Genomic DNA, 24,067 nt, shown 5'->3' with positions numbered 1-24,067 from the left:
GTGGCGTCGGGGTGGGTGGGACAGGCCAGACCGTCCAGCTCCCCGATGAGGGCCACGTTGGGGCCCTCCCCGGCGCCAATGGCCGCCTTCACACCGGTGATAGCCAGGCCCTCCCGGGTCTGAAGCCCCAGTTCCTTTAAAAAGTCCGCCACCAGCTTGGCGGTGCGGTACTCGTGGTAACCCTGTTCAGCGTGGTGGAAGATGTCGTCGGCCAGAGTTTGAAGGCGGTCAGCGTTGGCATCCAGGATGGATAGAATTTTTTCTTCTATGCGGTCCATAGGACTCAACTCCTTATATGTAGTAATAGTCCAAAACCTGGGCTTATAGCCCGGACAAAACGGTGGCAGCGGTGTCCAGGAAGGGAATCAGCAGCACGCAGGCCAGCACACCGCAGGCCAGAATGAGTAGAATCTCCCGGGTGGAGAAGGGGGACTTGTCCCGAAGCCGGGGACAGGCGATGCGGGCAATGAAGTACAGGGCTACTGCCGAAAAGGTGGGAGGGTAAGGTGCGGCTCCCTGAGGAAACAGCCGAAGCAGGGCGTCCAGGACGGCAAGGACTGCCGCCAGGAGAAGCAGACTGTTTTCCAGCTGGATCTGAGTGAAGGGGGGCTTGGAGCGGCGGCGGTCCTCCTGGGCGTGGGTAAGAAGGGAACAGACCAGGGCCCAACTGAGCAGCACCCGCCACAGAACACCCCAGACGGCATGCCCCGGAGCCCCAAACAGGGCCGCCAGGGCGGCTGCCGTCCCCAGCAGCAGACACAGCAGGGTCAAGGAGAACCAAAACAGCTTGGGGTCCTCCTTGTGGGAGCGCAGTCCCAAGGTCTCCTTTAAGGACATGGCGCCGCCCCCACGCATTTCTGATAAGCGATCCGAGGGGTGCCGTCCTCAATCCAAATGCGGCCGCATTTGGTAAAGCCGTTTTTCTCCAAAACCCGCTGCATAGGCAGGTTGTCATCGTGGGTGTCAATGCGGATGTTGCCCGCCTGAGCCAGGCACCAATCCAGAAGCTGGGTGGCCATCCCCTTGACCTCGCCCCGGCTGGCCACCCGGTGGACGGCGCAGTAGGGGGCGTCGTTGAGCCAGGCCCCCTCAATGACCTGGTAGGTGGGGTCCTCTCCGGGAATCATGGCAAAGACGGCTTGGAGACGGCCGTCCACCTCGCAGACATAGCTGTGGCCCAGACGGATGTCCTCCCGAAGCAGGTCTTCCGGTGGAAAGTGATCCCCCCACTGGGTTGGGTTGCCTGACTGCTTCATAAATCGGCGGGCGTTGGCGTAGATGTCCAAAATATCCTGCCAGTCGGCAGGCTGCGTTTTCCGAATCAAAGGTCTCACGCTCCGTTGGTTCAATTCCGGCGGAAGGGCCGGTGGTTCAGCCTGTATTATACTCCCTTTCTCCCGGTCCGTACAGTCAATACGGGAAATTTTCCCCCGGTCCGGCCTTGCCGCTTTACCGGGGGAACGGCTTGTGCTATACTAAATAATGACTGAGTATGTGCCCTGGCACGTGGAAATAAGGAGGAATGAACTCGATGGATCTGACGGAACATACCGTAGAGAGCAAGACCATCTTTGAGGGGAAAATCGTAAAGCTGAACCTGGACCAGGCCCGGCTGCCCAACGGTACCCTGGCCAGCCGGGAGGTGGTCTACCACCCCGGTGGGGTGGCGGTGCTGGCTCTGGACGAAGATAATACGGTGACGCTGGTGCGGCAGTACCGCTATCCCATTGGACAGGAGCTGGTGGAGCTGCCTGCGGGCAAGCTGGACCACGGGGCGGAGGAGGACCGGCTGCTGGGAGCCAAACGGGAACTGAGCGAAGAGACGGGACTGGAGGCAGAGGAGTGGACCTATCTGGGGTATACCCTGGCCTCCCCGGGCTTTTGCAACGAGGCGCTGCACATGTATTTGGCCAGGGGGCTGAGCCGTTGCCAGCAGCACCCGGACGAGGATGAATTTTTGGATGTGATCACCATGCCCTTTGCCCAGTTGGTGGAGCAGGTGATGGACGGAACCATTACAGACGCGAAGACGGTGGCGACCACGCTGAAGGTGAAGGTGCTGCTGGGTCTGTGATCTCCAATGGATGGAAAAGGAGGAATACGCCGTGGGAAAGACCATTCTGATCGTGGAGGATGAGCAGAATATCGTGGATATTCTGTCCTTCAATCTCAGCCGGGAGGGTTATGACACCCTGGAGGCCTATGATGGCCCCTCCGGCCTGCAGCTGGCACTGGAGCAGAACCCCGATCTGATTTTGCTGGATCTGATGCTGCCGGGCATGAATGGGTTTGACGTGTGTAAAAAGGTGCGCCAGTCCGGGTCCTCCACCCCGATTTTGATGCTGACCGCTCGGGAGGAGGAGGCAGACAAGGTGCTGGGCCTGGAGCTGGGGGCGGATGACTATATCACAAAGCCCTTTTCTATGCGGGAGCTACTGGCCCGGGTAAAGGCCAACATCCGGCGGGTGTCCATGGCCCCGTCCGCCCCTGCCGCCGTTCAGGAGGAGGGGGAGCATGTGCTGCGGTTGGGCCGGGTCACCATCGACCAGGAGAAGGCGGTGGTCACCAAGGACGGCCAGCCCCTAGATCTGACTCAGCGGGAGTACGACCTCATCCGCTTTTTGGCGGCCCAGCCGGGAAAGGTGTTTTCCCGGGAGGCCCTGATGGAGCATGTGTGGAACTACGAAGGGTACGTAGGAGACGTGCGGGCGGTGGATGTGGCGGTGCGGCGGCTGCGGGAAAAAATTGAGGATGACCCGGCCGCTCCCAAGTTTATCGTCACTAAGCGGGGAATGGGCTATTTGTTCGGGGGTTGACGGCTCCCACGCAGTTTCATCCAACAAGCGGAGGAAGAGACACAGTGAAAAACGAAAATCCCCCCGGGGCTGAGAGAGAGGAGGTGTCCCCATGCGCAGCTTACACATGAAACTGGTTATGATTATGGTGCTGCTTATTTTGTCCCTGATGGCGGTGGTGGGGGCCTTCCTCATCAATTCGGTAACCGCCTTTTATCTGGAGGACTTTTACAGCCAGATGTCCGATGCCTTTGCCGACCCGGATATGTACCGGGACCTGACCACCCAGACGGAGGAGGAACTGGCGGGGGAAGCGGACGGAGCGGAGATGATCTACGACGTGCTCAAGGCCTATGTGGGCGAGCTGGGTGTGGACGGACGCAACCGGAAGCTGTACATTTTGGACAGCAGTGGCGTGTGCCTGATCCGCCCGGACGGAGATACGACTCCGCTGGAGTACACCTATAACCTCTCCTTCGCCCTGACCACGGGGATTGAGACGGGCCAGGCGGGGGACGAGAGCAACCTGGCGGTGGACTATATGGACGTGGCCATCCCCATTGAGCGGGGAGGGACCTCCTATGTCATTTACATCCTGGACAACAAGGCCACGGCCAACGACCTGACCGATCAGATGTTTGTGTTTATCATGGAGTCGCTGGTCTTTGGCCTGGTGATCTCCATTTTGCTCTCCTTCCTGCTGTCCAAGACTATGGTTACCCCCATTCAGCGCCTGACGGAGGGAGCCATGCGGGTAGCCGAGGGGGATTTTTCCCGAAAAATCGAGGTAGCGTCCCGGGACGAGATCGGAGTGCTGACGGACACCTTTAATGACATGGCTGACCAGCTCCAGGACACGCTTCGCCAGGTGGAAAACGAGCGCAACAAGCTGGACACCCTGTTTTTGCATATGACCGACGGCGTGGTGGCCTTTTCCCACCAGGGCCAGGTGATTCATTCCAACCCCGCTGCGGCCCGCATGCTCCACCGCTTCATCGGGCCCAATACCACCTACGATCAGCTCTTTGGCCAGGCGGCCAGCCTGGAAGAGGTACTCCAGGCACCGGACCATCTGGAGGGAGAGCTCCAGGTCCAGGACAGCTTTTTGCAGCTGCTGATGGCCCCCTTTGACCGGGGACGGGAGGGCGGCGGCGCCCTGGTGGTCATTCACGACGTCACGGAGCAGCGGAAGAATCAGGAGATGCAGCGGGAGTTTGTGGCCAATGTCTCTCACGAGCTGCGCACCCCCCTGACCAATATCCGCTCCTATGCCGAGACCCTCACGGAAAACGCCGGAGAGCTGCCCCAGGCCATGGAGAAGAAGTTTTTGGGGGTCATTCTCAACGAAAGTGACCGCATGACTCACATTGTCCAGGATCTGCTCACCCTGTCCCGGTTCGATTCCGGGCGGGATGATTTGAAGTTGACCCGGTTTTCCTTTGAGGCGGCGGTGCAGGACCTGTATAACGCAGTATACATGGAGGCCCAGCGCCATGGACACTCCCTGACGCTGAACACAGAGGAAGCCATTCCCAGCATTGTGGCTGACCGGGAACGGATTGTTCAGGTCATGATGAATATTGTATCCAACTCCATTAAATACACGCCGGACGGGGGCCATATCGCCATTTCCGCCGGGCACAGTGAGGACTGGGTGTGGCTGGAGGTGGATGACGACGGAATCGGCATTCCGGCAGAGGACCGGCCGCGGATTTTCGAGCGGTTTTATCGGGTGGATAAGGCGCGCTCCCGCCAGTCGGGCGGTACCGGCCTTGGCCTGTCCATCGCTAAGGAGATCGTGGACCGGCACCAGGGGCGGCTGACCCTGCTGAATAAGACGGGGCCGGGCTTGACGGTACGCCTGGAGCTGAAGATTGAGGGACCCGACCATGGATAGAAAAGCAAAACAGCGCCGGGTTGTGGAACTGGCAAAGGATGTTGTGATTGTGGCTCTGGTGTGCTCCGCGTTGTTCCTGGCCTCCCGGATTCAGCTTTTGGACGAGTTGGGAGGAGCCCCAGCCGGGGAGGAGCAGCAGAGCGGCGTGGTACAGACGCCGGAGGGTTCCCGTGCGGACGCGGCCCGGCCTCTGCGTCTGGTCGCCAATCTCACCGGAGCGGGAAGCCCTGTGCGCTATGGAGTTCAGTACGACACTCAGCAGTCCGATCTGCTCTTCCAGCAGGTGGCCAGCCTGCTGGCCGAGGCGCTGTCCAGCGCGGGAGAACCGACACAGGTCAGCCGCCAGGAGTGGGAACAGGCCCTGGCAAATGCGCCGGGCGTGGCCTTTGATTTTCAGGGGACCATCCCTCTGCCTGTGCTGGTGGGCTGGCTGTCCGGAGAGAATACGGCTCTGGACGGCTCTGTACGCAGATTGGTGTTGACCACCTATGAAAATCAGGTGGCGGTGTACTATCGGGATGAGGAGAGCCAGCGCTATTACCGCTGCCTGTCGGCCATGGCCAACCAGCTCCACTTGACGGAGGCACTGGGAAATTTGGGAGAAAACGGGGCTCAGTATGCCTTTGAGACCGAGAGCTACCCGATGTTGGACCCGGATACCCTGATCTCAGCGGATACTCCCGTCCCTGTGGTTTACACGGCAGCCAATCCGGCTTCCGGAGGACAGGCGGATCTGGAGACGATTTTAAATGAATTGGGCTTTGCCTCCTCCAACGGCAGCTTCTACACCTCGGTGGACGGCCAGGTGGCCCGCATTGGAAGCGACACGCTGCGTCTATATGACCAGGGCGTGGTGGAGTACCAAGCGGGAGAGGAGGGGGCCGGCTTTTTCCAAATCTCGGCCCGGGATGAGGAGAGCTTTCTCTTTGAAGCGGTGGAGATGTGCCGGCAGCTGACGGCCGCCACACTGGGGACCCGGAGTGGTGCAGCCCGGTTTTATCTATCTCAGGTTCGTCAGGCGGAGGACGGGCTGGAGGTGAGTTTTAACTACTGCCTCAACGGCTCTGTGGTGCGCTTGGAGGGAGGAGAGGCGGCGGAATTTTCCATCCAAAATGGCCAGATTGCCTCCTTCCGGCTGGTCCTGCGCAGCTATACCGACAGTGGAAAGACCTCCGTGGTCATGCCGGTGCTCCAGGCAGCAGCGGCCATGGAGGCGCAGGGCCTGAAAGGGAAAGAGCTGCTGCTGATGTATACAGATACCGGCTCCGACACCGTGACAGCCGGCTGGATGGCAGCGGACAGCGGACAGGAGGATTGAAGATGGAAGTACCCAAGCTAAAAAATATTGCCATCCTCATCCTGGTGATCACCAACCTCTGTCTGCTGGGCCTGGTGCTGCAACGGGAGCTACAGGACCGGTATTTTCGTTGGCAGGCCCGGGAAAATGCCATCCAGCTGTTGGTCCAGAGAAAAGGAGTGAAGCTGGATGAGCAGGAGGTGCCGGAGGAAATCCAGCTGCTGCCCCAGACCGTGACCCGGGATCTGGAGCAGGAAGGGGTCCTGACAGCCCAGCTGCTGGGCGACGGAGTTCAAACGGAGAACCGGGGGGCGGGCGTGTACCGCTACTTTAATGACAAAGGTTCCCTGCAATTTCACAGTGATGGTACCTTTTCCGGCCAGTTCCATCCGGGATTCTTCCCTGTGGGGGAGAACTGGGAGCAGGGCTGCCGGTCGGTGCTGGAACAGATGGGGTTTCAGAGCGAGTGGTTGGAAACCAAGGGAAACGCTCTCATCTTCCGCCAATGGTGGGGAGAGGCGCCCCTGTTCAATCAGCAGGTCACCCTTGAAATTTCCGACGGGTGTGTCACTGCCATGACGGGGGGACGGCGCCTGATCGGCGAGCCGGTGGAGGATACCACCCGGCACACCGTTTCCCCGGCCACCGCCTTGATTGAAGCCTATAATGGGATCAATGCGCTGGGGTATGTGTGCAGCCGGATTGACCATATCACCCAGGGCTATATCAGTTCCACGGCGCTGAACGGCCCCATGATGCTTACTCCGGTGTGGCGGGTGAGTGCTGACACGGGAGAATACCAGCTCAACCTGGTCACCGGAGAGCTAACCCGGGTATCCTGAGGCTAAAATTTCTCGTGCGGGAAAGATTCGGCTTTACCCGCCCGGGGAGCTGTGGTAAGATAGCCGGGTATGGGGAGCGGGCGCAGAAGCCCGCCGTTTACCCAGGGAGAGGGAGCGAGAGCGTATGTTTCATCGGAAAAGCCCAATCGGTGTTCTGGATTCCGGAATTGGCGGCTTTAGTGTGGCCCGAAGAGTCCAGCAGCTGCTGCCTGGGGAGGATCTCATTTACTTTGGAGATGGGGCCCATATTCCATATGGAAACCACTCAGAGCAGACCATTGTAGCCATGGCCCGGTACATGTTTCACTTTATGGAGGAGCAGGGGGTAAAGGCGCTGCTGGTGGCCTGTAACACCATTTCCTGCGTCATCGACCAGTGCCTGGATGCGGTGTCCTGCCCCACCTTTAACGCAGTTCAGGCGGGGGCGGATGCGGTATCTGCCCTGGAGCTGGAGAAGGTAGGAGTGATTTCCACTGTCTTTACCCACAACTCCCGGTGCTATCCCCAAAAGATATTGGCCCAGAGCCCCAAAAAGTTGGTGGTGCTCAGCTGCGGCTGCCCCGATTTGGCCCGCCTGGTGGAGCACAACCTGGGGGACCCTTCCGGTATGGCGGAGGTGGAGCGGGAGCTGCGCAAGGAGCTGGACGGCATGGTATATGAGGAGCATATCCAGTGCTGCGTGCTAGGCTGCACCCACTACCCCCTGGTGGAGGATAGCATTCGGGGGCTCTATCCCGGTCTGCCCCTCATCGACCCGGCGGAGGAGATGGCCCGGCAGCTGCGGGAGGACCTGTCCAGCCGGGACCTGCTGCGGGAGGAAGGACATACAGGTGGGCTGGAAATTTATACCACAGGAGATGTGGAGGAGTACGCATTGCGGGCGGCACAGGTGGGGCTGCAGCGGGTGCGGGGCGTGCACGCATATCCCCCCATGGAGCTGACCTGCGGCGTTTGATGCCGGTGCAGGCGGACGTCGGAACGTCCCCACGGGCCCGCTGGAGACAGCGGGCTTTTTTGTGAAGAGGATGTCCGGTGAAGGAGAAAGAGAGAAAGTGGAGGTGCTACACACATGGGGGAGCTGACCTTTGGGGTGCCCACCCTGTTTGGATTGGAGAGCCTATGCGCCGATGAGATGCGGCGTCTGGGGCTAGAGGAAGTAAAGGCGGAAAACGGACGGGTGTTGTGCCGGGGCGGTTTGGCGGATTTGCCCCGTTTGAATGTGAATCTCCGTACTGGGGAGCGGGTGCTGCTGATTATGGGTACCTTCCCCGCCGAGAACTTCGACGCTTTGTTTGAGGGGACCCGGGCGCTGCCCTGGGAACGGTTTATTCCCCAGGAGGGGCAGTTCCCTGTGAAGGGACACAGCCTCAATTCAGCCCTCCACTCCGTGCCGGCCTGCCAGTCCATTGTGAAAAAGGCGGTGGCGGCCCGGCTGGGGAGCTGCTATGGGCTAAACACCCTGCCTGAGACCGGGGCCCTCTATCAGATCCAGTTTTCCATCATGAAGGACACCGCTGTGCTGATGCTGGATACCAGTGGGGCGGGCCTGCATAAGCGGGGCTACCGGGCCCAGGGGGTGGACGCCCCCCTGCGGGAAACTTTGGCGGCGGCCATGGTGATGCTGTCCCGGTACCGGGGAAAGGACCCTCTGTGCGATCCCTTCTGCGGCAGCGGAACCATTCCCATTGAGGCGGCGCTGATTGCGAAAAACCGGGCGCCCGGCTTGAACCGCAGCTTTTCTGCCCAACGGTGGAGATGCCTGGACAAAAAGCTGTGGATGGAGGCTGCGGACGAGGCCATGGACCGGGAGTTTGACGGCGACTATGAGATCTGGGGGGGCGACCTGGACCCTAAAGCGGTGGAGCTGGCCCGGCATAACGCCCAATTGGCGGAGGTGGAGGACCTGGTCCGGTTTGATGTGGACGACGCCCGCACATTCCACTGGGGCGGACTGCGGGGGCGGGTGGTTACCAACCCGCCCTATGGAGAGCGGATCATGGAGCGCAGAGAGGCCGAGGAGCTCTACCGGGCTTTTGGGAAGGCGTGGCAAAAGTTCCCGGAGGGCTGGAAGCTCTTTCTCCTGTCCTCCCACACGGAATTTGAACGCACCTTTGGCCAAAAAGCGGACAAAAAGCGCAAGCTCTACAATGGCATGCTCAAGTGCGATCTGTTTATGTACGGGCTGTAAGGCGGGGGAGGAATTGGTGAGGTATGCGTCACCTGTTTATCATCAACCCCGCCGCGGGACGGAAGGGAAGTACCGCCCATCTAGAAGGTCTTCTGTCGGAGCTGTCGGTCCCCCATGAGAAGATCTACACAAAGGGGGCCGGGGATGCCCGGGAGATTGCCCGCCAGGCAGCAGCCACAGGGGAAGAGGTGCGGCTATACGCCTGCGGAGGAGACGGGACCCTCAATGAGGTGGTCAACGGGGCGGCAGGGTTTCCCAATGCTGCGGTGACCTGCGTGCCCAAGGGCACGGGCAATGACTTTCTAAAACTGTTTGGGCCGGAATACCGACAGCTGTTTTACGATTTGGAGGGGCTGGCCGTGGGTCCCCAGACCCCCTTTGATCTGATGGACTGTAACGGTCACCTGGGACTGGATGTGGTGTGTGCGGGGGTGGACGCCCGCATTGCCGCCGGGGTCCACCGCTATAAGGACCTGCCGGGGGTGTCCGGGAAGGGGGCCTATGTGCTCTCTTTGTTGGAGCAGGTGCTGCTGCGGGGGATTGCCTGCCCCATGGAGGTGGAGGTGGACGGGAAACGTTGGCAAGGGGAGACGGCTGTCCTGTGTGTATGCAACGGCCGGCATTACGGAGGCGGCTTTATGCCGGTGCCCGAAGCCATGCCCGATGACGGAATCCTGGATGTGCTGTTGATTCCCAAGGTAAGTCTGCTCACCTTCGCCCGCCTGGTGGGAAAGTACGCCAAAGGCCGCTATCGGGACTACCTCCAACTTATACAGGACTTCCACACCACACAAATTACTTACCGCTCTCGGGAGGAACTGGTTACCGTGGTGGATGGAGAGGTGCTGCGGGATACTCAATTTACCCTGCGCCTGTCGGAGAAAAAAGTGAATTTCTTCTACCCCGCCCAAGCCCGCTATCGTTGAAATTTAGCACTCCGAAGAACCAATTGTGAACGAAACGTAAATTTCTCAAAATCAACCCCTAATTTTTTTAAATTAGGGGTTGATTTTTTGCGGGAAAGCGGGTATTATCATAGTCAGAGTTAGCACTTAGATAAAAAGAGTGCTAAAACCCGAGAGAGAGGTTCCTCTCAAGCCGGAAAATAGCCGGGGAGAGGAGGGGACGCTCTTCCTAATCATTGTTAATACCAATATTTATCCTATAAGGAGGAACCCAATTATGAAACTCAAGCCTTTGTCTGACCGTGTCATTGTAAAGCTGGTAGAGGCGGAGGAGACCACCAAGGGCGGTATCATCCTCACCGGCGCTGCCAAGGAGAAGCCCGAGGTGGCTGAGGTCATCGCTGTGGGTCCCGGCGGCATGGTAGACGGGAAGGAAGTCGTTATGACCGTGAAGGTGGGCGACAAGGTTATCACCAGCAAGTATGCCGGCACCCAGGTGAAGCTGGACGGCGAAGAGGTCACCATCGTCCGTCAGAATGACATTCTGGCGGTAGTCGAGTAAGAAAAACGTCTAGATCGTTTGGAGGTAATGCGTTATGGCTAAAATTATTTGCTACGGCGAAGAGGCCCGCAAGGCCCTGGAGAAGGGTGTTAATCAGCTGGCTGATACCGTGAAGATCACTCTGGGCCCCAAGGGCCGCAACGTGGTGCTGGACAAGAAGTTCGGCGCCCCCCTGATCACCAATGACGGTGTAACCATCGCCAAGGAGATCGAGCTGGAGGACCCCTTTGAGAACATGGGCGCTCAGCTGGTGAAGGAGGTCTCCACCAAGACCAACGATGTGGCTGGTGACGGTACCACCACCGCCACCCTGCTGGCTCAGGCCATTGTTCATGAGGGCCTGAAGAATTTGGCTGCCGGTGCCAATCCCATGATCATGAAGAAGGGCATTGCCAAGGCCACTTCCGCTGCCATCGAGGCTATGAAGGCCAACAGCCAGAAGGTCAACGGCAGCGCGGATATCGCCCGCGTGGGTGCTGTCTCCTCCGGCGACGAGAGCATCGGTAAGCTGATTGCCGAGGCCATGGAGAAGGTGGGCCATGACGGCGTCATCACCATCGAGGAGTCCAAGACCGCTGAGACCTACTCTGAGGTCGTGGAAGGCATGCAGTTTGACCGGGGCTACATTACCCCCTACATGGTCACCGACACCGAGAAGATGGAGGCCAACCTGGACGACGCCCTCATCCTCATCACTGATAAGAAGATCTCCAACATCCAGGAGCTGCTGCCCATTTTGGAGCAGGTGGTTCAGTCCGGCAAGAAGCTGCTGATCGTTGCTGAGGATGTGGAAGGCGACGCTCTGTCCACTCTGATCGTCAACCGTCTGCGCGGCACCCTGAATGTGGTGTGCGTGAAGGCCCCCGGCTTCGGTGACCGCCGCAAGGAGATGCTCCAGGATATCGCCATCCTCACTGGCGGCCAGGTGATTTCCGCTGATGTGGGTCTGGAGCTGAAGGAAGCTCAGATGGATATGTTGGGCCAGGCTCGCCAGGTCAAGGTGACCAAGGAGAATACCACCATTGTCAATGGCGCCGGCAAGTCTGAGGACATCAAGGCTCGCGTGGCCCAGATCAAGAGCCAGATCGAGGTTACCACCTCCGATTATGACAAGGAGAAGCTGCAGGAGCGCCTGGCCAAGCTGGCCGGCGGTGTGGCTGTCATCAAGGTTGGCGCTGCCACCGAGGTGGAGATGAAGGAGAAGAAGCTGCGCATTGAGGACGCTCTGAACGCCACCCGCGCCGCTGTGGAAGAGGGCATTGTGGCTGGCGGCGGTACCGCTTACCTCAACGCGATCCCCGCTGTGGAGAAGCTGCTGGCTGACGCCGAGGGCGACGAGAAGACCGGCGTGCAGATCATTGCCCGCGCTCTGACCGCTCCCGTCAAGCAGATCGCTGCCAATGCCGGCATCGACGGCTCCGTGGTGCTGGAGAAGATCAAGGAGTCCGGCAAGACCGGCTATGGCTTCGACGCCTACAACGAGACCTACGTGGATATGATTTCCGCCGGTATCGTGGATCCCACCAAGGTCAGCCGTTCCGCTCTGGAGAACGCCGCCTCCATCGCCAGCACTCTGCTGACTACCGAGGCTCTGGTGGCCGACAAGCCTCAGCCCCCCGCACCTGCCGCTCCCGCTGCCCCCGACATGGGCGGCATGTACTAAGCGGTCTCGCCAAAAAGAAAGAAGGCCGGCACACATCATTGATGTGTGCCGGCCCTTTGTCATTTTTATATAAAATGCCCCCGTCCAAACACAGTCGGAAAACCTCACCCGAAGGGGGAGAGTCACCTGGGCACACACAAACCCAAGCCGGAATGTGTTGGAATGGGGGCATATGTCACTGGTCAATTGTGCCGGTCAGCCGGCGTGTTGTGGTCCAAAAAGTGCAGAGAAATTAAAACTCCACGCAACCAGTCTCGGTCTCGTTTACCACGTAATAGGCCTTTTTCTCCTCGGGCTTCACGTAAACCGTGAGCTTCTTGATGGCGGAGATCTTGTGTCCATCGGCCACATAGGTGTCCTTGATCTTGTCGGCCAGATCGGTTATCTTCCACTCATGGCCGGCGAATTGGATATAGATATCCTCCTCACACTTGGTAACGGTTCGGGCCACTGTCTTCTTAACCTGGGACACAGAGGTGTCTTTTGCCTTGACAGTTCTGGTCATAAAAAATTCCTCCCTTAATATCAATATCTTCTTTGGTTAGAGTATATGCTGTAATGATATTTTATGATATTTTATACCACATATGCTATATTTTCAAGTGGTAAGGTGCTTAGAAATCCTTGAATTTGGAAGGATTTGGTATGGCAAAAAAACGGATTATATTGGAAACCCGGTAATGATTGCTTCAAAATGGGAAAAGAGAATGAAATACTACAAGAATACTCAAAGATTCAGATTAAATGAGCGCCTTTTCTTCGTGGAAAATCAATTGATCGTTAATTTCGGGGAGGGAGAGGTGATGAATCAGTCCATAGTAAATAATAGCGTCCCGTTTATGCCTGAGGTATAATTGGGCGTAGCCTGCCTGTTTGAGCAGGGTTTGTGTTTCCTCAGAAGAGGCCTGTAGACCAATGCAAATGCACAGCAGGCGGTCTCGGGAGGGAATCCTACGTCCAGAAAATACTTGGTGGAGGTAAACTTCGCTGATGTTGGCGCACCGGGCCAGAGAGGCTTTGGAAATATTTTTTTTCTCGTAAAGCCGGGACAGAAGCTCAGATATGTCCCAATCAAAAAAGCTAGTCTGATTGCTTTTTAAATATTTATCCAGATTTGGTTGACTCAGTAACTCTGAGCCCAGGTCATCGGTATTCTTGAAGACCATTCCTGTCCTCCCTTTCCCGCAAGATCTCATTACCGTAACTTTACAGGATTTTGAACAGGGAAACAATATGCTGTTTGCATAGTGGCAAGGGAAGGAAGAACTGAAGCAAAGGAGCTTCCAGATTTTTGGGGGAGTGGCTATGAAATCTAGTGGTAATCAGAATGAAGTTATGATATGATAAAGAAAAACTTTGGTGTACCCAACTGAGAAGTGCGGGAAATAGAAAGGAGTCGCTATGCTGCCGAGTGCGATTTGGTTGATTGCGTTGATCGTATTGATTGTGGGAGAAGTGCTGACGGTAGGCCTAACCTTTATCTGGTTTGCAGTGGGAGCGCTGGGCGGATTGATTGTTGCGGTAATGGGCGGTGGGATCTGGCTACAGATAGTCGTATTTCTCCTGCTGTCTGCCTTGTCTCTGGTGCTGATTCGGCCAGCGGCGGCCCGTTTTATGAAAAACAGCCGGTCTCCTACTAATGCTGACCGAGTGATTGGGCAGACCGCTGTGGTGACAGAGGCGATTGACAACATTGAAGGAAAGGGGCAGGTAAATATTGCCGGACAAATTTGGTCGGCCCGAAGCCAGGAGGGAGTGGCCGTCCCGGTGGGAACGGAAGTAAAGGTGCTCCGGATTGAAGGAGTCAAAGTATTTGTGGCGTTGAAATGAGAGTGGACATCAATACAGATATGGAGGAGAACCTATGCTAAAATGGATTATTTTGGGAATCATTGTTCTGTTTGTTTTAATCCTTTTGGGGTCTTGTATCAAGATTGTTCCCCAGTCCCGAGCATTTGTGATTGAGCGTCTGGGTGCGTTCCGCACGGTTTGGGAAGTGGGCTTTCATGTGAAGGTACCCATTTTTGAGCAAGTGGCCAAAAATGTTTCCCTGAAGGAGCAGGTGGTGGATTTCCCGCCCCAGCCTGTGATTACCAAGGATAATGTGACCATGCAGATCGACACGGTGATCTACTTCCAGATTACCGATCCAAAGTTGTACACCTACGGGGTAGAAAATCCCATGTCCGCCATTGAGAACCTTACTGCAACCACCCTGCGTAATATTATTGGCGACCTGGAGCTGGATCAGTCTCTGACTAGCCGGGATCACATCAACAGTCAGATGCGCGCCATCCTGGACGAGGCCACGGACAACTGGGGTATTAAGGTCAACCGGGTGGAGTTGAAGAACATTATGCCGCCGCGGGACATTCAGGAGTCCATGGAGAAGCAAATGCGGGCGGAGCGGGAGCGCCGGGAGGCCATTCTGCAAGCAGAAGGCCAGAAACAGTCCCAAATCCTGGTGGCGGAAGGCGAAAAGCAGTCGGCCATTCTGCGGGCCGATGCAGCCAAGCAGGCGGCTATTCTCCAGGCGGAAGGTGCCAAGCAGGCTAAGATTCTGGAGGCTGAGGCCGAGGCCGAGGCGATTATGAAAGTACAGCAGGCCACTGCTGATGCAATTAAGCTCATCAATGAGGCACAACCAGGAGAGGGCGTCATTAAAATTAAGGCCTTGGAGGCCTTTGAGGCGGCCGCCAATGGAAAGGCCACTAAGATTATTATTCCCAGCGAAATTCAGGGACTGGCTGGACTGGCAGCTGCCGCCAAGACCGTCTTTGATACGGAGGACCCGAAAGCCTCGGCTGTGAAGCCTGGGACGAAGGGCTGATTGAAATTCATTTTATTTCCGGCGCCCCCACTGAAAAGAACCGGTCGGGGGCGCCGGTTTTTGTATGTAGGTCTGGAACGAAAACTAACAAAAACTGTGAGGCAACAAACGGATTCTCTTGGCGCATACTGTCCATGAATGACATGGAAAGGGGCGGAAGGGAATTTGAAAGGGAAATGGCCCAAGCGTCTGCTGTTAATGGTCCTTTCAGCTGGACTGGCGCTGGCGGGAGGAGAGAATGCGTATCCCCTTCCGGTGGGAGGAGAAGCTCAGGTGGAGCTACCGACGGGACCTGCGCCGTTGGTGGCGCTGACCTTTGATGATGGCCCCCGAAATTCCACCACTGGCCGCCTGTTGGAAGGGCTGGAGCTGCGGGAGGTATGTTCCACCTTTTTTCTTGTAGGCTCACGGATTGAAGGCAGTGAGGCGCTGATTCAGGAGATGGCGGCTGCTGGACACCAAATAGGGATCCATACCTATGACCATGTAATGATCACGGATCTGTCCCGGCAGGACTTTGACCTCCAGGTGGGGAAGACCCGAGCTCTGCTGTCAGAGATTTTGGGACCGGGGGATTATTGGCTTCGTCCGCCCTATGGGATTGTGGATCGGTCAGTGGTAAAATGGGCGGATGGACCTTTGGTCCTGTGGTCGGTGGACCCGGAAGACTGGAAGGACAACGATACCGGGCGGATTGTGGCGGCAGTGACAGAACATGTTTCGGATGGAGATATTATTTTGATGCATGACATCTATGACAGCTCGGTGGATGCGGCCTTGAATATTGTGGATATCCTTTTGGATCGGGGCTATTGTTTTGTAACGGTGGAGCAGCTCATCACCCTGCGGGGACTGCAAGCAGAAAAGGGGAGATTGTATACCGCTTTGCGTCCGGCAGAGGATTGAGAGGAAATAGGTCTATTAAATTTTGAAAAATGATTGTAATTTTCTTCGCTATCATGTAAACTAGGAGCAACAATTGAAAAGCGAAGGAGGAGCAAGTCTATGAAAGTTGCCCGTTTTGTGCTGAAGATTGTCGCATTGTCTCTGGGGGCGGCGGCCGTGATCTGTGCCCTGATTGCCTATTGGGACAAACTGGCCGAGCTGGGAGATTGCGCGAAGGGAAAGATTCAGCGTGGTGCCTGCGCCTCGGAGTATGACGACTACGAAGAGTAAAAGATAACCGCCGGTTTACCGGCGGTTATCTTTTTTGGACTCAGGAGGCATACCAACGCAGGCAGCCTCGGTCTCCGGTTTTTCGCAGCAGAGCTGCGGAGACCAGAGAATCGGTCAGCAGGGTGGCAAAGGCCAGCCAAGAGATGGAGAGGGGCACTGCTTCCAACCAGGGAGATAAAGCTGGGTGCAGGCCGTAGACAAGGGGAAGAGTCAGTACCCCCCAAATCAGAGAAAAGGGGAGGCAGACCCGGCCGTGGAGATTTCCGGGCAGCCCTTGATAATTCCAGAAAGAGACCTGAAAGGCCCATTCATAAAAAAGCGCTACCCCATATTCCACCGCCGTAGCGATTAACCCGCCAAAGAGGAAGAGGAGCAGTGGATGGCTGGTTATCTCAGGGGGGAGGAGTAGAATGGCGCAGGCTCCCAGGCCATAGACAGGACAGAGGGGCAATACCAGCAGGCATTTGCGTCCCCCACTGCCATTTGTGGCTTTTGAATAGATTACTTCGAGGATAAATCCAATAAAACTATACAGAATAAAATACCAAACCCAGATCAAAAAACCAATCCCTCCTATTCCTCCTTAGGGTGACAAGAAACCCCGGGTTCATGCGGGGGAAATTTTGTAAGAGAGCACAAAGGGAGAATAGGGGGAAAATAGGTGGGATCGCTTGCGGAACAGGTCGGATTGTGGTAGGATATTTGGAAGAAAATTTGATGAAGGAAGAGGAGTGAGCGCGTCTATGCGGCACTTGATTGATTTTGGAGATCTGGCCCGCGAAGAGTGGGACGCCCTATATGCCCGGGCCAGCCAGATCATAGATGATCCCAGCCGATTCATTGATGTATGCCGGGGTAAGGTGTCCGCCAATCTGTTTTATGAACCCTCAACGCGGACGAATTTTTCTTTCCAGACGGCGATGCTGCGTCTGGGAGGCACGGTGTTTGGCTTTGCTGACCCCAATTCTTCTTCCGTAGCCAAAGGTGAGACGCTGAAAGATACTATTAAAATGGTGTCCGGGTATGCGGATGTGATTGTAATGCGTACGCCTTGGGAAGGAGCGGCTAAAGCTGCGTCGCTGTATTCCCATGTGCCGGTGATCAATGCGGGAGACGGCGGACATATGCATCCCACCCAGACCATGGCCGATCTCACCACTATGACCCGCCTGCTGGGGGGAGTGGACGGATTGTCCCTGGGACTGTGTGGTGACTTGAAAAATGGGCGCACGGTGCATTCCCTGATCAAGGCGATGGCCAAGTTTAAGAACATTCAATTTTTCCTCATTTCTCCGCGGGAGTTGGCGGTTCCGGAGTATATGCGAGTATTTATGAAGGAAAATGGCATGCGGTTTACTGAAGTGACCGGGCTAGAGGCGGTGATCCCCCAGCTGGATGTGCTGTACATGACCCGGATCCAGAAGGAGCGCTTTGTAGATCCCCTGGAATATGAGCGAAATAAGGGAATTTATGTTCTTACCCGGCGTAAGCTGGATCGGGCGAAAAAGGATATGCTGGTGATGCATCCATTGCCCAGAGTGGATGAGATTACGGTGGATGTGGACGACGATCCTCGGGCAGTTTATTTCCAGCAGGCCCGATACGGAATGTTTGCCCGGATGGCGTTGCTGGAACACCTGGCTTTACAGCCCAGGGAGGAGCAGGTACCGTCTGTGGAGATCGGGACCAAACCAGTTTGTTCTAATCCTCGTTGCATTACTCAAACACAGCCCTATTTGCCGCCCCTGGTTAAAAAAGTGGGAAATATAGATTGCTGTGGCTTCTGCGATGCCGCCCTCCGATAGGAGGGGGCCGCAGAAGCGGCTTTAATTTTTTAAAGTGACGGAAAAAAAGTGGAAAAGGGATTGACAAATAGGGGTAATCTATGATAACATCTTGTGGCTGACACAAGGGACGCGCCAACTATGCGGGTGTAGTTCAATGGTAGAATCCCAGCCTTCCAAGCTGGTCGCGTGGGTTCGATTCCCATCACCCGCTCCATATGCGCCTGTAGCTCAGGTGGATAGAGCAACTGCCTTCTAAGCAGTGGGTCAGGGGTTCGAGTCCCTTCAGGCGTGCCATCCATTTTTGTTTGGCAGGCGCAGTTCCCGAGGTACCGTTATGATATGGTGGGTGTAGCTCAGTTGGTTAGAGCACCGGATTGTGGTTCCGGGTGTCGAGGGTTCGAGTCCCTTTACCCACCCCATACGTTAGGCGGAAGGGCCGGAGCTTCGGCTCCGGCCCTTCGCTTTTTCCTTTTGATTTAGGGGTGTAGCCAAGTGGTAAGGCAAGGGACTTTGACTCCCTCACTCGCTGGTTCGAGTCCAGCCATCCCTGCCACGGCATAGAGGTAGGAGTTGATTCTGCCTTACCCCTGTCCAAACCGTGACCCTAGGAGTTGGTTGCGGTTTGGCCTGCCGTTTTATGACCCAGTAGCTCAGTCGGCAGAGCACCTGCCTTTTAAGCAGGGTGTCCGGAGTTCGAATCTCCGCTGGGTCACCAAGACGCGCAAATACGAACACTCATAGTCGTGAGAAATGTATTTGCCGTAATAGTAAAAATAGAGCCAAGGTCGTAAGACCTTGGCTCTATTTTCAGTCTGTCAAAGAACCTCGCCACAGGCGGGGTTCTTCTGTTATAATAGAAGAAAAAAGGGGGGCGCAAGATGGAGAACTGGAAAAAAGATTCTCGGAAAGATATCGTAATGGTTGATGTAGATAGAACTACCTGACCACCAGTAATCCCCGGCCACCCGATGATGCGCTGTCTGTTTGAGCTGATCAAGTTCATTTTTGAGAGCAGTCAGTGCCTCAGCATCTTGGGTGCAGTTTTTACTCTCATATTGCAAGGCCTTGTTGCGCTGAATATCATAGTCAACATAGTAGTCATCTACATAGTTACCAAAATCATTGTCGGATTTGTGATTTTCGAAAAAAGCCAATATTATAACATGCTCGTATATGTTTCTCGTAAGTGACAATGCTCCATCCGGGTAACCGAAAGCAGATAAGTGAATAATTTCCCTCATACTGACAATGGATTTTCCAGCCGTACGCAGTATAATATTAGTATAGTCGTGACCTGTTTGAATTTGTTGCTGCGTAATTGCCGCTTCGATTTCATTTTCCATAGAATCGATTATTTTGTCCAACTCATCCAGCCTCCACTGTAAGCTACAGGGAGTTTGAATGCATAGTGCCACAGATACCGCCTCCACACAGAATACTTGTTGTTTTATATTATCACAAACATATTATCTTGCAACATCCGTATCAAAGTCAATGCGATTAAGGTGGCAACTTCTGCATCTATAGTGTTGCGATGTTCCACGTCGGAGCATGCGACATATCGCGTGCTCCGACTTTTTTATAAAAGTCAGAGCGCGCTCATTTTGCTCCTCCTCCTTTCCAAACCGGACCTGCTTGCGCTGGGCTCCGGTTTGGGGGTGGGTGCAGACCTAGGGGATTGTCCTGGAAACCGTTCACCCGTTTCATATGAATGAGGGTCGACTTTTGAAACAGATTTTTTGATCTGTCCCAAAAGCCGGCCCTCGTTTTTTATGAAAAAATATTGGCAGCACAAGGAATTACAATGAGCAGGGTTGTCGAGAAAATCTGGACATCCAAAACTGCTTAACGGTCAAATCAAAGACCTGTTTAACGCCCTTTTGGGAACGTTGGCGTTCAAGAGGAGCGCTGTTTTTTCAAAGGCAGCAGGAAAGACAAAATTTGATGGAATAAATTTGAAAATTGCACCCAACAAAAAAATAATGAAGAAAGGACAAAGAAAGTTTTCGTTATTTTGACATTTATTACAAAATACTTTTCTCTTTATTTTTGGCAATTTAATGCTATCTTTATAAACATATGAATATCTTTTTAACTTTTTATTAATACTTGCAAAATGATCTTGTAATATTTGAAAGAGATGCTATGATAGTTCAGCATAAGAAAATGAGTATAACTTTGTGCAAGAAACGAAAAGGTGATTGTCATGGATACAATACGTTTGGTAGAGGCATTCAACTTGTTGTTGGCCGCACTTTTTACCGTTCTCTATTTTTATCAGCTTGTCTATTTAGTTTTGGGACTGATTCACCGCCGCGAGACGAAAAAAGCGGATGGTGTGAGGATTCATCGCTATGCGGCCGTGATCTCGGCCAGAAATGAAGCAGGAGTAATCGGAGATTTGATCCGATGTTTAAAGGGACAGAATTATCCAACCGGTTACCTGGATATCTATGTAGTGGCGGATAACTGTACCGATCGCACCGCACAGGTGGCCCGTCAGGCTGGAGCCTGTGTGTATGAGCGGTTCAATCAGGTGCAGAAGGGGAAAGGATATGCGCTGGATTATCTCTTCCATGTGTTGGAGAAAGAGGGCCGGGATAAATACGACGGCTACCTGATCTTTGACGCGGATAATCTGGTGGATCCTAATTTCACAGCAGAAATGAATAAGGTGTTTGATAAAGGAAACTATGCGGCCATTACCTGTTACCGCAACTCTAAAAACTTTGGCTCCAACTGGATTTCTGCTGGGTATGCCATCTGGTTTTTGCGGGAGGCGCGGTTCCTCAATCGCCCCCGGATGCTGTTAGGCTCCAATTGCCACGTCTCCGGTACCGGATTTTTGGTGTCCGCTGATGTCATACGCCGCAACGGAGGCTGGCCCTTCCACCTGCTCACCGAGGACATTGAGTTTTCTGTGGACTGTGCCATTAAGGGTCAGCGGATCGGTTATTGTGAAAAAGCAATCATTTATGATGAACAGCCCACCTCCTTCCAACAGTCCTGGAATCAGCGGATGCGGTGGTCCAAAGGCTTTTACCAGGTGGACCGGAATTATAGCCATGGGTTGCTAAAGGGAATTTTCCGCCGCCCAGGGCGGGGAAGCTGGTCGTGCTACGATATGTTCATGACAGTGGCGCCTGGCATGCTTCTGACATTGGCGCTGATCGCGTTTAATTTGCTGATCTGTCTAATCTGTTGGGGGGCTCCCGCTTACATAGCAAACCGGGTGCTGAACATTGCCGGAGGATTCATGTTCTCTACGGTTATCAATTTCTATGTGGGGCTGTTCCTGTTCGGTCTGTTGACGGTGCTGTGTGAGTGGCGAAAGATTGCCATTCCCGCCCACCGGAAATTGCTTTACACCTTTCTGTTCCCCATCTTTATGTTTACATATATTCCCATCTCTTTAGCTGCTCTGGTCAAAAAGGTGGAGTGGACCCCCATTTACCACTCCAGCAGCCAAAATGCGCTGCGCAAGGCTTAATGGAAACGGTGGGTTTTTCGGAGCCGGTCCCTACTGGGACCGGCTCCTTTTCGTCACTGCCCCCTTTCTTTTTTAACCAAAAGGTGGTATGATATAAATTGATTCACTTTGTAAAGGTTGGGAGCAGCTGTTTGGATAATATTGTACTGATTGGTATGCCGGGCTCCGGGAAAAGTACGGTCGGTGTGTTGCTGGCTAAGGCCCTGGGATACGATTTTTTAGATGTGGATTTGGTCATTCAGAACCGGGAAGGGGCTCTGCTGCAGCAAATTTTGGATACCAGGGGCACCCAGGCTTTTTTAGAGGCGGAGGAACGGGCTGTTTGCTCCCTTTCCTGTACCCGTACCATTATTGCGCCGGGAGGCAGTGCTATCTGCCGGGAGAAGGCCGCAGACCATCTTCGCTCCCTGGGGGCGGTGGTCTATTTGAATGTCCCCCTACAGGAGCTGGAGCAGCGGATCCAGAATCTTTCCAGTCGTGGGATTGCCATGGAGCCGGGACAGACCCTGGCCGATGTGATGGCCTACCGGGATCCGCTCTATCGTCGGTATGCCGACCTCATTGTGGACTGCTCCGGCAGCCAGCCCTTGGCGCAGACTGTCCATCTGGTGCTGCAACGGCTGAAGGAAGAGGGGATTCCCCGCCTGTAACTCCCTAGCCCACAGGGTTACCGTGGGCCGGGCGGTCCATGTTGGACGGCCTTGGAATTTGTAAAGGATGTATTGCATGACATTTCGTGACCTGGGGCTGTCCGCCCCAATTTTACGGGCTCTGGAGGAGCAGGGGTACCAGTCTCCGTCGCCCATCCAGGCCAAAGCCATTCCGCCTGCGCTGATTGGGAGGGATGTGCTGGGCTGCGCCCAGACCGGTACAGGAAAGACCTGTGCCTTTGCCGCCCCGATTTTGCAGCGGCTATCCGGATTTCGGTTGGGGGCGTCCGCCCGGCCTATCCGGGCCCTGATTTTGACCCCTACCCGGGAGTTAGCGATCCAAATTGACGAGAGCTTTGCTGCCTATGGGAAATATTTGAAGCTGCGTCATACCGTTATCTTCGGAGGAGTGGGTCAGACGCCCCAGGTGGAGGCCCTGGGCCGTGGAGTGGATATTTTGGTGGCGACTCCGGGACGGCTGATGGACCTCCATGACCAGGGGTATGTGTCCCTGGACCATCTGGAGATCTTTGTACTGGACGAGGCAGACCGTATGCTGGATATGGGCTTTATCCACGATGTGAAGAAAATTCTCAAGTGGCTGCCCGCTCAAAAGCAGACCCTGTTTTTTTCGGCCACCATGCCGCCGGAGATCACCGAGCTGGTAAACTCCCTGCTCCACAATCCGGCGAAGGTAGCGGTCAATCCCATCTCTTCTCCGGTGGAATCCATCCAGCAGTGGGTCTATCCGGTGGATAAGGGAAACAAAACCAAGCTGCTGGCCTATCTGATTCAGACCAAAGAGATAAAAAACGCGCTGGTGTTTACCCGGACCAAGCACGGGGCGAACAAGGTGGCACGGGACTTGGAGAAAGCGGGGATTTCCGCCGCTGCCATCCACGGCAATAAAAGTCAAACCGCCCGGCAGCAGGCCCTGAACGACTTCAAGGCGGGAAAGCTGCGCTGCCTGGTGGCCACCGATATTGCCGCCCGGGGACTGGACATTGAGGAACTGTCCCACGTATTCAACTACAATCTCCCGGAGGTGCCGGAGACCTATGTCCACCGGATTGGCCGTACCGGCCGGGCAGGCCGGGGTGGAGAAGCCATTGCCTTCTGTGATTTTGCTGAGCAGCCGCTGCTGAAGGAAATTCAGCGTCTGACCGGACGGACCATTCCCGTGGTGGAGGACCACCCCTACCCCATGGTGATCAACGAGGAGGACGCAGAGGCGCGCTCTGCGGCCAAGGAGCTGCGCCGGCAGCGGGAACAGTCCCGGCAGGCGGCCAAGGAGAAGAAGGAGGCTCAACCTCTCCAGGTGGAGGAACAGGTCGAGAAAGCAGTGGCCCAGGAGGGGGAGAAGCCCCGCAAGCGCTCCCGCCGCCGGAAGAAGGGCGGGCAGCAGGCGGCTGTGCTGTCCCCTGTCCGGGAGACGCTGGAGCAGGAGAAGACCCCGGTTACCCGCCCGGAGCGGCCGAAGATGACCCGGTCCGGCAAGCTGATGGATACCGGGGATTCCATGCCCCGGACCGACTTTCAGCGCCCCAACCCTCTGGACAGCGACATCGTGCTGGATGCCACCGCCCGCCTGCTGGCACCCCGGACACTCACCCTTACCCCTGCCCGGGAGCAGCGTAGGGAGGGGCAGCGTCCGGCAAAGAAGACGGTGCCCAAGCCGCACAGCGGAAGTGGGGAGGGGCGCAAGGCCCGCAGCCCGGAAACGAAGGCTCAGAGCCAGCGGCCCCCCAAGCCCCCAAAACCAGGAAAAGGAGATCGTAGGGGGGGACAGAACGAGGAGCGCCGGCGCGTGGCGCCCAGTTCCAAGAAACGGGACCAGGGCGGCCGCCGTGGGGCTGGTTCGGAGCCCCATAGCTCCAAGCCCAAGGACTCCACCGAGCAGCCCAGCTTAATGAAACCCTATTACTTGGATATTGGCCGGTGACCGGCCTTGTACCCCGGATATTTTAGAAAAACGTGACGGAGGC

The 24,067-nt window shown here is 55.6% G+C and carries 24 protein-coding genes, 5 tRNA genes and 1 pseudogene; 23 read left to right on the top strand and 7 right to left on the bottom strand.

The window, feature by feature from the left end; translation table 11 throughout:
• The 3 genes and pseudogenes from B5E43_RS12855 to B5E43_RS12845 all read right to left on the bottom strand — a co-directional run.
• Positions 1-278, bottom strand: a pseudogene (locus tag B5E43_RS12855) (amidohydrolase); the annotation flags it as partial.
• Positions 279-321: 43 nt separating this feature from the next.
• On the bottom strand, positions 322-837 hold the full coding sequence (locus B5E43_RS12850) for a hypothetical protein (RefSeq protein ID WP_087397330.1): 516 nt from the start codon (positions 835-837) through the stop codon (positions 322-324).
• On the bottom strand, positions 828-1,325 hold the full coding sequence (locus B5E43_RS12845) for a GNAT family protein (RefSeq protein WP_087397328.1): 498 nt from the start codon (positions 1,323-1,325) through the stop codon (positions 828-830). The genes B5E43_RS12850 and B5E43_RS12845 overlap by 10 nt, the downstream gene beginning before the upstream one ends.
• Before the next feature lie 206 nt (positions 1,326-1,531).
• Between B5E43_RS12845 and B5E43_RS12840 the strand changes: the two genes are divergently transcribed.
• The 10 genes from B5E43_RS12840 (at position 1,532) to groL (ending at position 12,149) form a co-directional block, all read left to right on the top strand.
• Positions 1,532-2,074 (top strand): NUDIX hydrolase, encoded by a 543-nt coding sequence (locus B5E43_RS12840; RefSeq protein WP_087397326.1) that lies wholly within the window; start codon positions 1,532-1,534, stop codon positions 2,072-2,074.
• Between the two features lie 31 nt (positions 2,075-2,105).
• Positions 2,106-2,816 carry a response regulator gene (locus tag B5E43_RS12835; protein ID WP_087397338.1) on the top strand — a complete coding sequence of 237 codons (711 nt, stop codon included), beginning with the start codon at positions 2,106-2,108 and terminating at the stop codon, positions 2,814-2,816.
• Between the two features lie 91 nt (positions 2,817-2,907).
• The gene (locus tag B5E43_RS12830) at positions 2,908-4,692 is read left to right on the top strand and encodes an ATP-binding protein (RefSeq protein ID WP_242964828.1); all 1,785 of its coding nucleotides are present in this window, start codon (positions 2,908-2,910) and stop codon (positions 4,690-4,692) included.
• Positions 4,685-6,010, top strand: coding sequence for a hypothetical protein (locus B5E43_RS12825; RefSeq protein WP_087397324.1), 1,326 nt, complete (start codon positions 4,685-4,687; stop codon positions 6,008-6,010). The genes B5E43_RS12830 and B5E43_RS12825 overlap by 8 nt, the downstream gene beginning before the upstream one ends.
• Positions 6,011-6,012: 2 nt before the next feature.
• Positions 6,013-6,831, top strand: coding sequence for a hypothetical protein (locus B5E43_RS12820; protein ID WP_087397322.1), 819 nt, complete (start codon positions 6,013-6,015; stop codon positions 6,829-6,831).
• A 124-nt stretch (positions 6,832-6,955) separates the two neighbouring features.
• Positions 6,956-7,786, top strand: coding sequence for an aspartate/glutamate racemase family protein (locus B5E43_RS12815; RefSeq protein ID WP_087397320.1), 831 nt, complete (start codon positions 6,956-6,958; stop codon positions 7,784-7,786).
• A gap of 114 nt (positions 7,787-7,900) precedes the next feature.
• Positions 7,901-9,019, top strand: a complete 1,119-nt coding sequence (locus B5E43_RS12810; protein WP_087397318.1) for a class I SAM-dependent RNA methyltransferase — start codon at positions 7,901-7,903, stop codon at positions 9,017-9,019.
• A gap of 23 nt (positions 9,020-9,042) precedes the next feature.
• Positions 9,043-9,945 carry a YegS/Rv2252/BmrU family lipid kinase gene (locus B5E43_RS12805; RefSeq protein WP_087397316.1) on the top strand — a complete coding sequence of 301 codons (903 nt, stop codon included), beginning with the start codon at positions 9,043-9,045 and terminating at the stop codon, positions 9,943-9,945.
• Between the two features lie 256 nt (positions 9,946-10,201).
• Positions 10,202-10,486 (top strand): co-chaperone GroES, encoded by a 285-nt coding sequence (locus tag B5E43_RS12800; RefSeq protein ID WP_087397314.1) that lies wholly within the window; start codon positions 10,202-10,204, stop codon positions 10,484-10,486.
• Between the two features lie 34 nt (positions 10,487-10,520).
• Entirely contained in the window at positions 10,521-12,149 is a 1,629-nt protein-coding gene (groL, locus tag B5E43_RS12795; protein ID WP_087397312.1) for a chaperonin GroEL, read from the top strand.
• A 232-nt stretch (positions 12,150-12,381) separates the two neighbouring features.
• Here groL and B5E43_RS12790 read toward each other — a convergent pair whose 3' ends face one another.
• Both B5E43_RS12790 and B5E43_RS12785 read right to left on the bottom strand, forming a co-directional pair.
• Positions 12,382-12,654: a DUF6465 family protein gene (locus B5E43_RS12790; RefSeq protein ID WP_087397310.1), complete on the bottom strand. Its 273-nt coding sequence runs from the start codon at positions 12,652-12,654 to the stop codon at positions 12,382-12,384.
• Positions 12,655-12,889: 235 nt separating this feature from the next.
• Complete coding sequence (locus B5E43_RS12785; RefSeq protein ID WP_087397308.1) at positions 12,890-13,315, bottom strand: helix-turn-helix transcriptional regulator; 426 nt, start codon at positions 13,313-13,315, stop codon at positions 12,890-12,892.
• Positions 13,316-13,550: 235 nt separating this feature from the next.
• On the opposite strand from B5E43_RS12785, the gene B5E43_RS12780 reads away from it, so the two are divergent.
• The 4 genes from B5E43_RS12780 (at position 13,551) to B5E43_RS15275 (ending at position 16,155) form a co-directional block, all read left to right on the top strand.
• A complete protein-coding gene (locus B5E43_RS12780; protein ID WP_087397306.1) occupies positions 13,551-13,979 on the top strand; it encodes an NfeD family protein in 429 nt (142 codons plus the stop codon).
• A 34-nt stretch (positions 13,980-14,013) separates the two neighbouring features.
• Positions 14,014-14,979 (top strand): SPFH domain-containing protein, encoded by a 966-nt coding sequence (locus tag B5E43_RS12775; RefSeq protein ID WP_087397304.1) that lies wholly within the window; start codon positions 14,014-14,016, stop codon positions 14,977-14,979.
• Positions 14,980-15,144: 165 nt separating this feature from the next.
• Positions 15,145-15,885, top strand: coding sequence for a polysaccharide deacetylase family protein (locus tag B5E43_RS12770; RefSeq protein ID WP_242964827.1), 741 nt, complete (start codon positions 15,145-15,147; stop codon positions 15,883-15,885).
• Between the two features lie 99 nt (positions 15,886-15,984).
• Entirely contained in the window at positions 15,985-16,155 is a 171-nt protein-coding gene (locus B5E43_RS15275; protein ID WP_164475095.1) for a hypothetical protein, read from the top strand.
• A 40-nt stretch (positions 16,156-16,195) separates the two neighbouring features.
• On the opposite strand, the gene B5E43_RS12765 is transcribed toward B5E43_RS15275, so the two are convergent.
• Positions 16,196-16,714, bottom strand: a complete 519-nt coding sequence (locus B5E43_RS12765) for a putative ABC transporter permease (RefSeq protein WP_087397299.1) — start codon at positions 16,712-16,714, stop codon at positions 16,196-16,198.
• Positions 16,715-16,898: 184 nt separating this feature from the next.
• On the opposite strand from B5E43_RS12765, the gene pyrB reads away from it, so the two are divergent.
• The 6 genes from pyrB (at position 16,899) to B5E43_RS12735 (ending at position 18,657) form a co-directional block, all read left to right on the top strand.
• On the top strand, positions 16,899-17,960 hold the full coding sequence (gene pyrB, locus B5E43_RS12760) for an aspartate carbamoyltransferase (RefSeq protein ID WP_087397298.1): 1,062 nt from the start codon (positions 16,899-16,901) through the stop codon (positions 17,958-17,960).
• Positions 17,961-18,082: 122 nt separating this feature from the next.
• A tRNA-Gly gene (locus tag B5E43_RS12755) sits at positions 18,083-18,156 on the top strand.
• A gap of 3 nt (positions 18,157-18,159) precedes the next feature.
• Positions 18,160-18,236, top strand: a tRNA-Arg gene (locus B5E43_RS12750).
• A 48-nt stretch (positions 18,237-18,284) separates the two neighbouring features.
• Positions 18,285-18,361: transfer RNA gene (locus tag B5E43_RS12745), tRNA-His, on the top strand.
• A gap of 59 nt (positions 18,362-18,420) precedes the next feature.
• Positions 18,421-18,495: transfer RNA gene (locus B5E43_RS12740), tRNA-Gln, on the top strand.
• 86 nt (positions 18,496-18,581) lie between these two features.
• Positions 18,582-18,657, top strand: a tRNA-Lys gene (locus tag B5E43_RS12735).
• Between the two features lie 133 nt (positions 18,658-18,790).
• Here the strand turns inward: B5E43_RS12735 and B5E43_RS12730 are convergent.
• Positions 18,791-19,285 (bottom strand): DUF5677 domain-containing protein, encoded by a 495-nt coding sequence (locus B5E43_RS12730; protein WP_143383012.1) that lies wholly within the window; start codon positions 19,283-19,285, stop codon positions 18,791-18,793.
• 863 nt (positions 19,286-20,148) lie between these two features.
• Between B5E43_RS12730 and B5E43_RS12725 the strand changes: the two genes are divergently transcribed.
• The 3 genes from B5E43_RS12725 to B5E43_RS12715 all read left to right on the top strand — a co-directional run bounded on the left by B5E43_RS12725 (position 20,149) and on the right by B5E43_RS12715 (position 24,024).
• Positions 20,149-21,432 (top strand): glycosyltransferase family 2 protein, encoded by a 1,284-nt coding sequence (locus tag B5E43_RS12725; protein ID WP_087397294.1) that lies wholly within the window; start codon positions 20,149-20,151, stop codon positions 21,430-21,432.
• 131 nt (positions 21,433-21,563) lie between these two features.
• Positions 21,564-22,082 (top strand): shikimate kinase, encoded by a 519-nt coding sequence (locus B5E43_RS12720; RefSeq protein ID WP_087397334.1) that lies wholly within the window; start codon positions 21,564-21,566, stop codon positions 22,080-22,082.
• A gap of 76 nt (positions 22,083-22,158) precedes the next feature.
• Positions 22,159-24,024, top strand: coding sequence for a DEAD/DEAH box helicase (locus B5E43_RS12715; protein WP_087397292.1), 1,866 nt, complete (start codon positions 22,159-22,161; stop codon positions 24,022-24,024).
• Positions 24,025-24,067 lie beyond the last annotated feature (43 nt).

The sequence above is a fragment of the Flavonifractor sp. An100 genome (assembly GCF_002161175.1).
Taxonomy (GTDB): Bacteria; Bacillota; Clostridia; order Oscillospirales; family Oscillospiraceae; genus Lawsonibacter.
The sequence above is the reverse complement of the archived record's forward strand: the minus strand, read 5'-3'. Positions and strand labels throughout refer to the sequence as shown.